At 70.8% G+C, this 14893-nt stretch carries 12 protein-coding genes and 1 pseudogene; 9 read left to right on the top strand and 4 right to left on the bottom strand.

Annotation, left to right across the window (positions count from 1 at the left end; translation table 11 throughout):
• Positions 1-1645, bottom strand: a 1645-nt coding sequence (locus tag ABT070_RS39260; RefSeq protein WP_351767719.1) for an SCO5717 family growth-regulating ATPase, incomplete at its 3' end; no start/stop codon positions are given.
• Between the two features lie 396 nt (positions 1646-2041).
• Here ABT070_RS39260 and ABT070_RS39265 point away from each other — a divergent pair.
• Positions 2042-3074, top strand: a pseudogene (locus ABT070_RS39265) (type VII secretion integral membrane protein EccD); the annotation flags it as partial.
• 398 nt (positions 3075-3472) lie between these two features.
• On the opposite strand, the gene ABT070_RS39270 reads toward ABT070_RS39265, so the two are convergent.
• Positions 3473-3766 carry a DUF397 domain-containing protein gene (locus ABT070_RS39270; RefSeq protein WP_351767720.1) on the bottom strand — a complete coding sequence of 98 codons (294 nt, stop codon included), beginning with the start codon at positions 3764-3766 and terminating at the stop codon, positions 3473-3475.
• 370 nt (positions 3767-4136) lie between these two features.
• Here ABT070_RS39270 and rpsO point away from each other — a divergent pair, with 370 nt between their 5' ends.
• From rpsO to ABT070_RS39295, 5 genes are all read left to right on the top strand, one after another.
• On the top strand, positions 4137-4427 hold the full coding sequence (gene rpsO / locus ABT070_RS39275; protein WP_351767721.1) for a 30S ribosomal protein S15: 291 nt from the start codon (positions 4137-4139) through the stop codon (positions 4425-4427).
• Between the two features lie 425 nt (positions 4428-4852).
• The gene (locus tag ABT070_RS39280) at positions 4853-7072 is read left to right on the top strand and encodes a polyribonucleotide nucleotidyltransferase (RefSeq protein ID WP_351767730.1); all 2220 of its coding nucleotides are present in this window, start codon (positions 4853-4855) and stop codon (positions 7070-7072) included.
• Positions 7069-8448, top strand: a complete 1380-nt coding sequence (locus ABT070_RS39285; RefSeq protein WP_351767722.1) for a M16 family metallopeptidase — start codon at positions 7069-7071, stop codon at positions 8446-8448. Before ABT070_RS39280 ends, ABT070_RS39285 begins: the two co-directional genes overlap by 4 nt.
• Before the next feature lie 60 nt (positions 8449-8508).
• On the top strand, positions 8509-9267 hold the full coding sequence (gene dapB, locus ABT070_RS39290; protein ID WP_351767723.1) for a 4-hydroxy-tetrahydrodipicolinate reductase: 759 nt from the start codon (positions 8509-8511) through the stop codon (positions 9265-9267).
• Position 9268: 1 nt separating this feature from the next.
• Complete coding sequence (locus ABT070_RS39295) at positions 9269-9724, top strand: tetratricopeptide repeat protein (protein WP_351767724.1); 456 nt, start codon at positions 9269-9271, stop codon at positions 9722-9724.
• Positions 9725-9812: 88 nt separating this feature from the next.
• Here ABT070_RS39295 and ABT070_RS39300 read toward each other — a convergent pair whose 3' ends face one another.
• Together ABT070_RS39300 and ABT070_RS39305 are read right to left on the bottom strand one after the other, a co-directional pair.
• Positions 9813-10364 carry an SCO5741 family PH domain-containing membrane protein gene (locus ABT070_RS39300; protein ID WP_351767725.1) on the bottom strand — a complete coding sequence of 184 codons (552 nt, stop codon included), beginning with the start codon at positions 10362-10364 and terminating at the stop codon, positions 9813-9815.
• 123 nt (positions 10365-10487) lie between these two features.
• Positions 10488-10724 (bottom strand): hypothetical protein, encoded by a 237-nt coding sequence (locus ABT070_RS39305; protein WP_351767726.1) that lies wholly within the window; start codon positions 10722-10724, stop codon positions 10488-10490.
• 189 nt (positions 10725-10913) lie between these two features.
• On the opposite strand from ABT070_RS39305, the gene thyX reads away from it, so the two are divergent.
• The 3 genes from thyX (at position 10914) to ABT070_RS39320 (ending at position 14594) form a co-directional block, all read left to right on the top strand.
• On the top strand, positions 10914-11654 hold the full coding sequence (gene thyX / locus ABT070_RS39310) for an FAD-dependent thymidylate synthase (protein ID WP_351767727.1): 741 nt from the start codon (positions 10914-10916) through the stop codon (positions 11652-11654).
• Positions 11655-11881: 227 nt separating this feature from the next.
• The gene (gene dapA / locus ABT070_RS39315; protein WP_351767728.1) at positions 11882-12781 is read left to right on the top strand and encodes a 4-hydroxy-tetrahydrodipicolinate synthase; all 900 of its coding nucleotides are present in this window, start codon (positions 11882-11884) and stop codon (positions 12779-12781) included.
• A gap of 127 nt (positions 12782-12908) precedes the next feature.
• The gene (locus ABT070_RS39320) at positions 12909-14594 is read left to right on the top strand and encodes a ribonuclease J (protein WP_351767729.1); all 1686 of its coding nucleotides are present in this window, start codon (positions 12909-12911) and stop codon (positions 14592-14594) included.
• Positions 14595-14893: the final 299 nt, after the last annotated feature.

Here is a 14893-nt window from a genome sequence, read left to right on the forward strand (position 1 = left end):
GTCCGGTGTTCTGCTGGGGGAAGCCGTAGCCGGCAGGGGCGGGCGGTGCGTCGGTGGGCTGGGGGTAGCCGTAGCTGGCCGGCGGTTGCGGTGCCGGAGCGGCCGGTTGCGGCTGAGGGGCGGGGGCCGGAGCGCCACCGGGGTGCGGGAAGCCGTAACCCGGCTGCGGGGCAGGCGGCTGCTGGTCCGCCGGGGCGGGAGCGGGGGGCTGCGGGAAGCCGTAGCCCGGCTGCGGTGCGGTCGGGGCCGGTTCCGGGGGCGGCGGGTTCCAGCCGACCGGCGCGGGCGGGGCTGCCTGCGGCTGGACGGGCGGGTGAACGGGCGGCTGGTGGACAGGCGCGGAAGCGTGCGCCGCGGCCTCGGCGGGCTGTGGCTGTGCCGGCCACTGGGCCGCCGGTGCGGGTGCCGCGGGCTGGTACGACGGCGGCAGGGGAGGCAGCTCGCCCTGCGGGGCCGGCGGAGGAGTCCAGGCGGGCTGCGCGGCGGGAACGGCGTCCTGGGGCGCGCTGTCCTGCGGGTCGGCGGGGCCCGCGGGAACGGCGTCCGCAGGTTCCTCGACGGAGGAGTCGTTCCACGGGGCCGCGTCCTCGACGACGGCAGCACCGTCGGGCGCGGGGCCCGTCACGGCCTCGGCGTCCTGGGCCGCCGCCTCGTCGGCCGTGGGGGCCTCGGAGGGGCCCTCCCCGGTCGGTGCGGTGCCGCTTGCATCGGCCGCCGTAGTGTCGGTCTGGACCGCTGCCGCTGTTGCTGCCTCGGCACTGGCGCTGGCGTCGGCGTCGGCGGCCGTGGCCTCGTTGCCGTCCGGTGCGCCCGCATCGGCGGACGGGTCCGCCGCGTCCACGGTGTCCACGGCCTCGGACGGCAGAGTGGCGGTCGAGGCGGAATCGGCGGCCTCGGCCTCCGGCTCCGCGGGCGTCGCGGGCTCGGCCTGTACGGCAGCGGCGTGCTCCGCGATCTCCCGCTTGAGGGCGGCCGAGGAGAAGCGCATGGTCGCACCGCTCTCCAGGTCCCCGTTTCCGGAACCGCTCTCCTCGTCACCCGCCGAAGCCCCCGTGGCTCCCCACTGGGCCTCGGCCGGCTGCTGGTGCGGCTGCGGCTGGGGCTCGAACCCGCTGCCCGCCGGAAGCCCCGGCACGGCGGCGGCCCCCGCGCCGGGGGGCGCGGAGGGAGCCGCGGGAACGGGCGGGGCGGGCGGGGCGGGCAGAACGGGCGGGGCGGGCGGGGCGGGCTGCGCCGGAGGAACCACCGGAGCCGCCGGAGTGATCGGAGCAACCGGAGCGACCGGCACGCCCGGTGCGGCCAAGGGGAAAGCCCCGTCCGGCGCGGCTGGTGCGGGCGGGGTGAACGGCGCTCCCGGTGCGGGTGGTGCCGGAGGCGCGGCCGGGCTGAACGGCACCTGCGGCGCGGGCGGCGCTCCAGGCGTACCCGCCGGCCCGGAGTCGGCTTCCGCGCCCGGACCGGGTGCCGGGCCGGGTGTCGCGGCCGGTGTTTGATTCGCACCGGCGCCCGTGTTCTGCGTGTACCAAGCCGGCGGCGCGTAGTCGATGGTGAACTCGCCCGTCGCCTCGACGCCGGACTCCGCGTCGGGCTGGTCATCGCCGGGTGTGGCCCAGCCCCCGCGGATCCCGTCCCGATCGCTGCTCACAATTCCTCCTGATGTGGTCGAGCACCTTCATGCCGTGCCGGGGCGGCCAATTACCTGTCGTCCTTGAGTGGTTCGAGGCCGTCTGACGTCGTCCGATGCGGCTTTCCCCCGGGAGACGTCGACGTCCACCCCATGGTTTCCGGCATCGCGCCCCGTACCAGCCTAATCACCAGGCGGCCCACCTCGGCAGGCCCGCCCACCCCTCAGCACCAGTCCACCACGTCACGCACCCCCCGAGGGGGCCGTGCAAGCGCTTCAGGTCACTCGGCAAAACGGCCATACCGACCGAAGTGCCGTACAGGCAGGGGGAGAAGTCCGCCGCGTCAGTCCATTCGTCTCGGTGTGCCCAGCAACCCGATCTCCGCATCGGTGGGTTGCGTCATGACGTACTGCCGGTACGGCCTGCCCGGCGTCCTCGCCGCGGTCGTCGGTGTCCTGCTGGTCGCCCTCGCCTGTGTCCGGGCCCGCGTCCACGACGACCGCGGCTCGGCCGTCGCCCTCGGGCTCGGCGCGCTGCCCTACACGGGCGTGGCGGGCTCCGGACTCCTCCCGCTCGCCGACGGGCAGGGCATCGGCAGGCTCCAATTCCTGCTGGCCTGCGCCGCGGTACTGCTCGCCGCGGTGCTGCTCACCCTGTGCTCCCCGCGCGGGGACGGTCCGTTCGTCGCCTTCGTGGTCGCCTCCGGCACCGGCCTGGCGGCGGTGTTTGCGGCGATCCTCGCGCACTGGACACCGGCCGAGACCGCCGCCCTGTGCGCCCTCGTCGGCGTGGGCCCGCTGGCCTTCCTGCCCGGCCTGTCCAGCGCTTCGCCCGTCTGCCGATCGGCTTCGACGCCTCGGCCACCGCTCCGCGCGGCGTGTACGGCGCCGATCCCCTCCCGCGGGAGCCGGTCGACGCCGAGCGGATCGCCGCCCAGGCCCGCCGCGGACACGAACTCCTGGTCGGCCTGGTGGGCGGCTGCGCGGTGATCACGGTCGGCGCCTGCGCGGTTCTCGGGTTCTCCGACGACGTCTGGGCCCGGCTCCTCGCGCCGGCCGCGGGCATCGCCCTGCTGATGCGCGCCCACCTGTTCTGCTGCACGGCCCAGGTAGCCCCCGTACTGGCCGCGGGCCTCGGTTCCCTCGTCCTGCTCGGACTCGGTCTGGCGCTGAACCCGCCGCACCCGGTGATCCGCGACGCGCTGACGGGCGACCGCGCCGACCTCGACATCCGTACCGTCTGGCTGGTCGCGGCGATCGCGGCGGCGTCCGCGATCGTCACCGCTATCGTCACCGCGATCGTCACCGCGATCGGTCTGATCGGTCGCGGGGCGGCCTCGCGCCGTTCTGGGGCCGTTTCATGGAGCTCGCCGAGGGCTTCGTGCTGCAGACGCTCGTCCCGCCGACACTGGCCGTCTTCGACATGTACGCGGCGGCCCGGTCGATGACGGGCCGACCCGCGGACGGCGGCGCAGGGAGGCTGCCGCCCCCGAGCCGATCAGGCCGATCGAAGTGGAGCCCGGCCCGCGGCCACCCCACCCGTCCACACCACCCTCGCCTCCGGCCCGACCTCCCCGCCGCAACCGGCGGTGCGCAGGAGCGGCGGCCGGCACATCCCGGCCGCGGGCCCGGCTATGGCGCGACGGTTCCCCTGTCGTGCGGTGGGCGCCGTGCTCCGGCCCCGCCTCCCCGCCGCAACCGCCGATGCGGCGGGCGCCGCGTTCCGGCCGTCTCGGCTGACCGCCGCAACCGGCGGTGCGGCGGGTGCGGAAGCGGCCGTCACACCCCGGCCGCCGGCCCGGCTGCCGCGCGGCGGTCCCCCTGTCGTGCCCCCGGCCGCCGGCCCGGCTACCGCGCGGCCGATCCTCTGTCCGGCGCCTGCTCCAGGTCGAACTCGCCGTCCCGGGCGCCCAGCACGAAGGCCCGCCACTCCGCCTCCGTGTAGCGCAGCACCGTCTCCGGGTCGAGCGACGACCGCATCGCCACGGCCCCCTCGGGCAGGTGGGCGATCTCGACGCGCTCCTCGTGCTCCTCCGTGCCCGGGGCGCACTGCCACTCGACGCCGGAGATGTCGAGCGCGTACAGCTCGTCCCGCTCCCGCTCCTTGCGCGCTTTGACGTCTTTGTCCTCGGCATCGGCCATGTCGGCTCCGACCCTCTCCACTGAGTTCCCACTGTTCCAACGAGCTGTGGCGTCACCCTACTTGCCGGCGTTCGCCCAGCTCAGAGGTTCTTCCTTTACGTTCCCGCCCGGCGCCGTCGCCCGTACACTGCCCCCGCACGGTGCGGCACGGCCGGGCCGGCCGCCGCGATACCCCGGACAGGCCCGACGCCCCGGCCTGCTACCCTGGCTTTCGGCCGTTTGTGTACGCATCCCCGGAAACACCCTCAGGGAGTCCCTGAAGGTTCTGGAGGTCGCGCTCAGCGGATCCCCGCCTCCCGAGTAACGGAAGCTCCCCCGAGACATAGACCGGGGGCACTCGGTGGCCATGAAAAGACTACGAGGAGTACGCGTGCCGCTCGACGCCGCTACGAAGAAGCAGCTCATCACCGAGTTCGGTCAGAAGGAGGGCGACACCGGCTCCCCCGAGGTCCAGGTCGCCATGCTGTCGCGCCGGATCTCGGACCTGACCGAGCACCTCAAGACGCACAAGCACGACCACCACTCCCGTCGTGGTCTGCTGATCCTGGTCGGTCAGCGTCGCCGCCTTCTGCAGTACCTCGCCAAGAAGGACATCCAGCGCTTCCGTGCGCTGGTCGACCGCCTCGGCATCCGACGTGGTGCGGCGGGCGGTTCCAAGTAGAACGCCGTGAGGGGAGCGGTTCCCGGCCATCGGGACCGCTCCCTTTTGCTGTACGTACCGGTACACAGTGGTACGAATCGGCATACACCGGTACACGCGATGTGCCACCGGCGACGGGCCCGTCGTACGCCCTCTCGCCGTGCGGAAACGTGCGGAGTGTCACCAACGCTTTGTAGTGTGGTAGCACAACGCCGTACGTACGACACAGCGTGATGACGTGTACTCGCTGCGGGTAGACGTCACCACGCCCACCGAACGAGGAGAAGCGCGCCTCGCCGCCGCCGGTCCTCGGTAGTGGCCCCCGGGAAAGAGATCCCCGGGTGCTTCGATCGAAGACCGGCCCGCACCGAGCGTTTCTCCGCCACCGTCCCCCTGCCACACGGGCAGCGAGGGACGAAAGACGACAAGTAACGGAGAAAATGCTAGTGGAGAACGAGACCCACTACGCCGAGGCCGTCATCGACAACGGCACCTTCGGCACCCGCACCATCCGCTTCGAGACGGGCCGCCTGGCCAAGCAGGCCGCCGGCTCCGCCGTGGCGTACCTGGACGACGACACCATGGTGCTGTCGGCCACCACCGCCTCCAAGAACCCCAAGGACCAGCTCGACTTCTTCCCCCTCACGGTGGACGTCGAGGAGCGGATGTACGCCGCCGGCAAGATCCCCGGCAGCTTCTTCCGCCGTGAGGGCCGCCCCTCCGAGGACGCCATCCTCACCTGCCGCCTGATCGACCGCCCGCTGCGCCCGTCCTTCAGGAAGGGCCTGCGCAACGAGATCCAGGTCGTCGCCACGATCATGGCGCTCAACCCCGACCACCTGTACGACGTCGTGGCGATCAACGCCGCCTCCGCGTCCACGCAGCTGGCCGGCCTGCCCTTCTCCGGCCCGATCGGCGGCGTCCGCGTCGCGCTGATCAACGGCCAGTGGGTCGCGTTCCCGACGCACACCGAGCTCGAGGACGCCGTCTTCGACATGGTCGTCGCCGGTCGCGTCCTGGAGGACGGCGACGTCGCGATCATGATGGTCGAGGCCGAGGCCACCGAGAAGACCATCCAGCTGGTCGCGGGCGGCGCCGAGGCGCCGACCGAGGAGGTCGTCGCCTCCGGTCTGGACGCCGCGAAGCCCTTCATCAAGGTGCTCTGCAAGGCCCAGGCCGACCTCGCCGCCAAGGCCGCGAAGCCGACCGGCGACTTCCCGGTCTTCCTCGACTACCAGGACGACATCCTGGAGGCGCTGTCCGCCGCCGTCCGCCCGGAGCTCGCCTCCGCGCTGACCATCGCCGGCAAGCAGGACCGCGAGGCCGAGCTGGACCGCGTCAAGGCCCTCGCCGCCGAGAAGCTCCTGCCGGAGTTCGAGGGTCGCGAGAAGGAGATCTCCGCCGCGTACCGCTCGCTCACCAAGCAGCTGGTCCGTGAGCGCGTGATCAAGGAGAAGACGCGCATCGACGGCCGCGGCGTCACGGACATCCGTACGCTCGCCGCCGAGGTCGAGGCCATCCCGCGCGTGCACGGCTCGGCGCTGTTCGAGCGTGGCGAGACCCAGATCCTGGGCGTCACCACCCTCAACATGCTCCGGATGGAGCAGCAGCTGGACACCCTCTCCCCGGTGACCCGCAAGCGCTACATGCACAACTACAACTTCCCGCCGTACTCCGTCGGCGAGACCGGCCGCGTGGGCTCGCCCAAGCGCCGCGAGATCGGCCACGGCGCCCTCGCCGAGCGCGCCATCGTGCCGGTCCTGCCGACGCGCGAGGAGTTCCCCTACGCGATCCGTCAGGTGTCCGAGGCCCTCGGCTCCAACGGCTCGACGTCCATGGGCTCGGTCTGCGCCTCCACCATGTCGCTGCTGAACGCCGGTGTGCCGCTGAAGGCCCCCGTCGCCGGTATCGCCATGGGCCTGATCTCCCAGGAGATCAACGGCGAGACGCACTACGTCGCCCTCACCGACATCCTCGGTGCGGAGGACGCCTTCGGCGACATGGACTTCAAGGTCGCCGGCACCAAGGAGTTCGTCACCGCCCTCCAGCTCGACACCAAGCTGGACGGCATCCCGGCCTCCGTCCTGGCCGCGGCCCTCAAGCAGGCCCGCGACGCCCGCCTCCACATCCTCGACGTGATGATGGAAGCGATCGACACGCCGGACGAGATGTCCCCGAACGCCCCGCGGATCATCACCGTCAAGATCCCCGTGGACAAGATCGGTGAGGTCATCGGCCCCAAGGGCAAGATGATCAACCAGATCCAGGAGGACACCGGCGCCGAGATCACGATCGAGGACGACGGCACCATCTACATCGGTGCCCAGGTCGGCTCGCAGGCCGAGGCCGCCCGCGCCACGATCAACGGCATCGCCAACCCGACCATGCCGGAGGTCGGCGAGCGTTACCTGGGTACGGTCGTCAAGACCACCACCTTCGGTGCGTTCGTGTCGCTGCTCCCGGGCAAGGACGGTCTGCTGCACATCTCGCAGATCCGCAAGCTCGCCGGTGGCAAGCGCGTGGAGAACGTCGAGGACGTACTCGGTGTGGGCTCCAAGGTCCAGGTCGAGATCGCCGAGATCGACTCGCGCGGCAAGCTCTCCCTGATCCCCGTGATCGAGGGCGAGGAAGCTGATGAGGACACGAAGGACGACACCGACAAGTGACGTCGAGTAGCTCCCAGGCCACGGCCCGCACCTCTTCGGAGGCGCGGGCCGTTGCCCGTACCCAAACCCTGATCAAGGGCACGGCCGGCATCGGCGTCGTCCGCAAGACCACCCTCCCGGGCGGCCTGCGCATCGTCACCGAGACCCTCCCGTCGGTCCGCTCCGCCACCTTCGGCATCTGGGCGCACGTCGGCTCCCGCGACGAGACGCCGTCCCTGAACGGCGCCACCCACTACCTGGAGCACCTCCTCTTCAAGGGGACGAACCGCAGGTCGGCGCTGGACATCTCCTCCGCCATAGACGCCGTTGGCGGCGAGATGAACGCGTTCACGGCGAAGGAGTACACGTGCTACTACGCACGCGTGCTCGACGCCGACCTGCCGCTCGCCATCGACGTCGTCTGCGACATGCTCACGGGCTCCCTCATCCGCGAGGAGGACGTCAACGTCGAGCGCGGCGCGATCCTCGAGGAGATCGCGATGACCGAGGACGATCCCGGCGACTGTGTGCACGACCTGTTCGCGCACACGATGTTCGGGGACAACGCCCTCGGCCGCCCGGTCCTCGGCACCGTCGACACGGTCAACGCCCTCACCGCCGACCGCATCCGCCGCTTCTACAAGAAGCACTACGACCCGACCCACCTCGTGGTCGCGGCCGCCGGCAACATCGACCACAACAAGGTCGTACGCCAGGTCCGCGCGGCCTTCGAGAACGCGGGCGCCCTCAAGAACCCGGACGCCGCACCCATCGCCCCGCGCGACGGCCGGCGCGCGATCCGTTCCGCCGGCCGCGTCGAGCTGATCGGCCGCAAGACGGAACAGGCGCATGTCGTCCTCGGCATGCCGGGTCTGGCCCGCACGGACGACCGGCGCTGGGCGCTCGGGGTGCTGAACACGGCCCTCGGCGGCGGCATGTCCTCCCGCCTCTTCCAGGAGGTCCGCGAGAAGCGCGGCCTGGCCTACAGCGTGTACTCGTACACCTCCGGCTTCGCCGACTGCGGCCTCTTCGGCGTGTACGCGGGCTGCCGCCCCAGCCAGGTGCACGACGTGCTGAAGATCTGCCGGGACGAACTCGACCAGGTCGCCGAGCACGGCCTGTCCGACGAGGAGATCAGCCGCGCCATCGGCCAGCTGAGGGGCTCCACGGTCCTCGGCCTGGAGGACACCGGCGCGCTCATGAACCGCATCGGCAAGAGCGAGCTGTGCTGGGGCGAGCAGATGTCGGTCGACGACATGCTGACCCGGATAGCGGCGGTGACCCCGGACGAGGTCCGCTCGGTGGCCCGCGACATCCTGGGACGGCGCCCGTCGCTGTCGGTCATCGGCCCGCTCAAGGACAAGCAGGCCGCCCGGCTGCACGACGCGGTCGCCTGACCCTGTCCGGCAGTCCTTCGTCCCTCCTCCCTCGGCACCTTCGGTAAGGAAGCACAACAGATGAGCAAGCTGCGCGTGGCGGTCCTCGGCGCCAAGGGCCGGATCGGTTCCGAGGCGGTACGGGCGGTCGAGGCCGCCGAGGACATGGAACTGGTGGCCGCCCTCGGCCGGGGCGACAAGCTCGAGACGCTGACCGAGAGCGGGGCCCAGGTCGTGGTCGAACTGACCACCCCCGCCTCCGTCATGGACAACCTCGACTACTGCGTGGGGCACGGCATCCACGCCGTGGTCGGCACGACCGGCTGGACCGAGGAGCGCCTCGCGCACCTGACCGACCGGCTGGCCGAGTCCCCGGAGACGGGCGTGCTCATCGCGCCCAACTTCTCCATCGGAGCCGTCCTGACCATGAAGTTCGCGCAGATCGCCGCGCCGTACTTCGAGTCCGTCGAGGTCGTCGAACTCCACCACCCCAACAAGGTGGACGCGCCCTCGGGCACCGCCACGCGCACCGCCCAACTCATCGCCGCGGCCCGTCGCGAGGCGGGCACGGCACCGGCGCCGGACGCCACGGAGACGGGCCTGGACGGGGCGCGGGGCGCGAACGTCGACGGCGTCCCGGTGCACGCCGTCCGGCTGCGCGGGCTGCTGGCCCACCAGGAGGTGCTGCTCGGCGGCGAGGGCGAGACCCTCACGGTCCGCCACGACTCGCTGCACCACAGCAGCTTCATGCCGGGCATCCTGCTCGGCGCCCGCCGGGTGGTGTCGACGCCGGGCCTCACCTTCGGCCTGGAAAACTTCCTGGACCTCGGCCGAGGCTGACATGCGCGCCAAGCTCTCCTACGCCGTCACGGCCGCCGTCCTGGTCTTCTACTTCGTCCTGGTCGGCAGCCGCGGCGTCATGCTCATCCAGTCCGGCACGCTCCTGACCGTCACCTTCGGCGTGGCGGTGCTGATCCTGCCGGTCATCGGCGTCTGGTTCCTGTGGAAGAACACCCAGTTCGTCCACCGCGCCAACGCCCTCGCCGCCGAACTCGACGCCGAGGGCGGACTGCCCGTCGACGAACTGAAGCGCACCGCGGGCGGCCGCGTCGACCGCGACTCCGCCGACGAGGTCTTCGACCGGCGCAAGGCGGAGACCGAGGCGGCCCCCGACGACTGGCGCACCTGGTTCCGCCTCGCCGTCGCCTACCACGACGCCCGGGACACCCCCCGGGCCCGCAAGGCGATGCAACGCGCGATCAGCCTGCACGACGGCAAGCCGGTGCAGACCGCCTGAGCCGTACGCCGAAGGGGCCGGCCCGCACCTGTGGCGGACCGGCCCCTTCGCACGTCCGGCCGGATGCCGGATCCGGCGTTCCGAGCGATCAGCCGCGCCGGTTCTCCGCGGCCCACGCCTCGATCGCGTCCGCCGCACGGTCGAACGCCTCGCCACGCGCCAGGAAGTCCGCCCCGTGCGTGGTCAGCAGCTGCGCCGCCTCCTTGGGGCGGTCCCGCCGTCCGAGGGTCAGGGCCTGCCCCTGGACGGTCCGCGGCAGCCCCAGCCAGCGCACCGGCTGCTGCTCGGTCCGCACCGACACCACCCGCTCCCAGGGCAGCGTGCGCGTGACGAGGAAACGCACGTGCCGCAGCCCGCGGTCGCTCACCCACACACCCATACGCAGCAACCGCAGGGCAGCGGCGATCACGAGCAGGGAACAGCCGAAGACCGCACCGGCCTCGGACACCGACCCGGTCAAGGCGATGATGACGGCCGCGAACAGCACGTACGAGGCGAGCAGCAGCGCCAGCGCGGCGACCCCGACCCGCCAGGGTCCGGGCCGGTAGGGGCGCCGCCAGCGCTCACGGTCCTCGAAGGGCAACGCGACGTCGTCCGCCGCCTCGAATGCGCGGTCGGCCGTCAGGAAGGGCAGGGGCACGGCTGGTCCTCACTCGTCCATGCGTGGGCTGTGCCCGGTGAGGTTATCCGCCTGTGTCCCGGCTCACCACCATCGGGGGGCCATGGGGGTACCTCCCACGCCATTCGGGCGCTGGGGGAGGCGTCAGCGGCCCTGGGACGCCTGCGACTCCTGCGTCTGCGCCGAACTGTCCAGGCTCAGCGCCGGCATCCCGATGACCAGGGCGCCGACCAGCGCGGCCACGATCGTGAGCCCCAGCAGCCAATGCCCGGCTATCTGACCGGCGGAGGACCGCTCGGAGGGTGGGGGAGTGACATTGCCACGGAACCGGTCGGCCTCGGCGAGGAAGGCGAAGGGTACGGGCTCGCGCCGGCGGAACATGATGGGTACGTCCTCCTGGGGTTCTCGATCGGGAGCTTTCACTGATACAGACGAGCGAGTGCCCGAAAACGTGCCCCATATCGGCAGACGTCCCGCACGGAATTGCGCGGCACGCCCGTGGAGGTCCGGCTCGGCGGCCCCCGTAGAGTTGGCGCCGCTCCGAAGACGCGACGGAAGGACCCCCGCACAGTGACCGACAGCCCCGCCGACGACCTCAAGCCCGGCTTCCGCAGCGACGTCACCGTCGAACTGGTCAAGCACACCGCGTCCGACGCCGACGTGCTCTTCGCCGCCCGCGTCTCGACCGCCGGCGAGCAGTCCCTGGACGAGCTGGGCAAGGACCCGGAACGCTCGAAGGGCCTGATCAACTATCTGATGCGGGACCGCCACGGCAGCCCCTTCGAGCACAACTCGATGACGTTCTTCATCAGTGCCCCGATCTTCGTGTTCCGCGAGTTCATGCGCCACCGCGTGGGCTGGTCGTACAACGAGGAATCCGGTCGCTACCGGGAGCTCCAGCCCGTCTTCTACGTCCCCGGCGAGTCCCGCAAACTCGTGCAGCAGGGCCGTCCCGGCAAGTACGTCTTCGCCGAGGGCACGCAGGCCCAGCAGGAGCTCGTCGGCCGCACCATGGAGGACTCCTACCGCCGGGCCTATGAGGCCTACCAGGAGATGCTCGCCGCCGGCGTCGCCCGCGAGGTCGCCCGTGCGGTCCTGCCGGTCGGCCTGTTCTCCTCGATGTACGCCACCTGCAACGCCCGCTCGCTGATGCACTTCCTCGGCCTGCGCACCCAGCACGAGCTGGCGAAGGTCCCGTCCTTCCCGCAGCGGGAGATCGAGATGGTGGGCGAGAAGATGGAGGCCGAGTGGGCCAAGCTCATGCCCCTCACGTACGCGGCCTTCAACACCAACGGCCGAGTGGCGCCCTGACGGACACGGCCGGGACGGGCGACGGAGACGGCCGACGGAGACGTATGTACGGATCATCCGCGCGAAGTGTCCGTATTGCGGCATTTAGAGAAGTTCATCTAGCCTGATCAAACGGACCCGGCACTGCTTGAACCCCCGAGCAGGCAGTGCCGGGTTCCATCTTTGTCATGACTTTTCGCACCCCCCGAGGGCAGACCCCACGGTGAGCAACGAGTAGCGTGTCACCCATGGCTCCGACCTCCACTCCGCAGACCCCCTTCGGGCGGGTCCTCACCGCCATGGTCACGCCCTTCACGGCGGACGGCGCACTCGACCTCGACGGCGCACAGCGGCTCGCCACCCACCTGGTGGACGCAGGCAACGACGGCCTGATCGTCAACGGCACCACCGGCGAGTCCCCCACCACCAGTGACGCGGAGAAAACGGACCTGGTACGAGCCGTCCAGGAAGCCGTCGGAGACCGTGCCCACGTCGTCGCCGGCGTCGGCACCAACGACACCCACCACAGTGTCGAACTCGCGCGCGCGGCCGAGAAGGCGGGCGCACAGGGCCTCCTGGTCGTGACCCCGTACTACAACAAGCCCCCTCAGGAGGGCCTGTACCGGCACTTCACGGCCGTCGCCGACGCCGCCGAGCTGCCGGTCATGCTCTACGACATTCCCGGCCGCAGCGGCGTCCCGATCAGCACCGAGACGCTGGTCCGCCTCGCGGCGCACCCGCGGATCGTCGCCAACAAGGACGCCAAGGGCGACCTGGGCCGCGCGAGCTGGGCCATCGCCCGCTCCGGTCTGGCCTGGTACTCCGGTGACGACATGCTGAACCTGCCGCTGCTCTCCGTGGGCGCGGTCGGTTTCGTCTCGGTCGTCGGCCACGTGGTCACCCCGGACCTGCGCGCCCTCGTCGAGGCGTTCACCGCCGGAGACGTCCAGAAGGCGACCGAGATCCACCAGAAGCTGCTCCCGGTGTACACGGGCATGTTCCGCACCCAGGGCGTGATGACCACCAAGGCGGCGCTCACCCTCCTGGGCCTGCCCGCCGGCCCGCTGCGCTCACCCATGGTCGAGTGCTCGTCCGAAGAGATCGAACAGCTCAAGATCGATCTTGCGGCGGGCGGGGTACAGCTCTGACAACAGACTTCACAACTGAATAGCAGGCCACCGGTGCCTGCAATCCCCAACAACAACTGCTACTGCACGAACGTCATGCGCGCCACGTGCCCACCGGTACGTGGCGTGTGTGGTTGAGGAGAGTCTTTTGAGTCATCCGCATCCCGAACTTGCCCCGCCCCCGCCGCTCCCGGCGGGCGGCCTCCGGGTCACCCCGCTCGGCGGTCTCGGCGAAATCGGCCGGAACATGACGGTCTTCGAGTACGGCGGCCGTCTGCTGATCGTCGACTGCGGTGTGCTCTTCCCCGAGGAGGAGCAGCCCGGAATCGACCTGATCCTGCCGGACTTCACGTCCATCCGGGACCGCCTCGACGACATCGAGGGCATCGTCCTCACCCATGGCCACGAGGACCACATCGGCGCCGTCCCCTACCTCCTGCGGGAGAAGCCGGACATCCCGCTGATCGGCTCCAAGCTGACCCTCGCCTTCATCGAGGCCAAGCTCCAGGAGCACCGGATCCGCCCGTACACCCTCGAGGTGGCGGAGGGACACCGTGAGCGCATCGGCCCCTTCGACTGCGAGTTCATCGCCGTCAACCACTCGATCCCGGACGCCCTCGCCGTCGCCATCCGCACGCCGGCCGGCATGGTGGTCCACACGGGCGACTTCAAGATGGACCAGCTCCCGCTGGACGGCCGTCTCACGGACCTGCACGCGTTCGCACGTCTGAGCGAGGAAGGCATCGACCTTCTCCTCTCCGACTCCACGAACGCCGAGGTCCCCGGGTTCGTGGCGCCCGAGCGGGACATCTCCGACGTCCTGCGCACGGTCTTCGGGAACGCCCGCAAGCGGATCATCGTGGCCAGCTTCGCCAGCCACATCCACCGCATCCAGCAGATCCTGGACACCGCGCACGAGTACGGACGCCGGGTCGCCTTCGTGGGCCGCTCGATGGTCCGCAACATGGGCATCGCCCGAGACCTGGGCTACCTGAAGGTGCCGCCGGGCCTGGTCGTTGACGTCAAGACGCTCGACGACCTGCCCGACCACGAGGTGGTCCTGGTCTGCACGGGCTCCCAGGGCGAACCGATGGCGGCCCTGTCCCGCATGGCCAACCGGGACCACCAGATCCGCATCGTCCCCGGCGACACGGTGATCCTGGCCTCGTCGCTCATCCCCGGCAACGAGAACGCGGTCTACCGCGTGATCAACGGCCTGACCCGCTGGGGCGCGCACGTCGTCCACAAGGGCAACGCCAAGGTGCACGTCTCGGGCCACGCGTCCGCCGGCGAGCTCCTGTACTTCTACAACATCTGCCGCCCGAAGAACCTGATGCCGGTCCACGGTGAATGGCGCCATCTGCGCGCCAACGCCGAGCTGGGCGCCAAGACCGGTGTCCCGCACGACCGCATCGTGATCGCCGAGGACGGCGTGGTCGTCGACCTCGTCGAGGGCAAGGCGAAGATCACCGGCAAGGTCCAGGCGGGTTATGTCTACGTCGACGGCCTCTCGGTCGGCGACGTGGGCGAGCCGGCCCTCAAGGACCGGAAGATCCTGGGCGACGAGGGCATCATCTCGGTGTTCGTCGTCGTGGACTCCTCCACCGGCAAGATCACCGGCGGCCCGCACATCCAGGCCCGCGGCTCCGGCATCGAGGACTCGGCCTTCTCGGCCGTCACCCCGAAGATCGCCGAGGTCCTGGAACGCTCGGCCCAGGACGGCGTGGTCGAGCCCCACCAGCTCCAGCAGCTCATCCGCCGCACGCTGGGCAAGTGGGTCTCCGACACCTACCGCCGCAGGCCGATGATCCTCCCGGTCGTGGTGGAGGTCTGAGCGTCGTACGGCGCCTCGTACGCGTGAACCCGGAGCGGGGCTCCTCGATTTGCATCGAGGAGCCCCGCTCCAGTACGTTTACGGCTCCGCCTGAACGGGAACCCGGTACGCCTCGTGCCCCGGATCCACTCCCGGGAGGGGCCGGGAAAACCGACTCAGAACTTCTGATAAAGTCGGAACCGCCGGAAAGGAAACCGCGAAACAAAAGCGGGAACCTGGAAAGCACCGAGGAAATCGGGTCGAGAAAAGATCTGATAGAGTCGGAAACGCAAGACCGAAGGGAAGCGCCCGGAGGAAAG

Source organism: Streptomyces sp. NPDC002884, assembly GCF_040295245.1.
Classification (GTDB): domain Bacteria; phylum Actinomycetota; class Actinomycetes; order Streptomycetales; family Streptomycetaceae; genus Streptomyces.

What these genes read in the sequence shown, in the direction of transcription:
- ABT070_RS39270 (WP_351767720.1), bottom strand. Translation starts at nt 3,766, where the DNA reads ATGGCCGATGCCGAGGACAAAGACGTCAAAGCGCGCAAGGAGCGGGAG.
- dapB (WP_351767723.1), top strand. Translation starts at nt 8,509, where the DNA reads ATGAGCAAGCTGCGCGTGGCGGTCCTCGGCGCCAAGGGCCGGATCGGT.
- ABT070_RS39295 (WP_351767724.1), top strand. Translation starts at nt 9,269, where the DNA reads ATGCGCGCCAAGCTCTCCTACGCCGTCACGGCCGCCGTCCTGGTCTTC.
- ABT070_RS39305 (WP_351767726.1), bottom strand. Translation starts at nt 10,724, where the DNA reads ATGTTCCGCCGGCGCGAGCCCGTACCCTTCGCCTTCCTCGCCGAGGCC.
- dapA (WP_351767728.1), top strand. Translation starts at nt 11,882, where the DNA reads ATGGCTCCGACCTCCACTCCGCAGACCCCCTTCGGGCGGGTCCTCACC.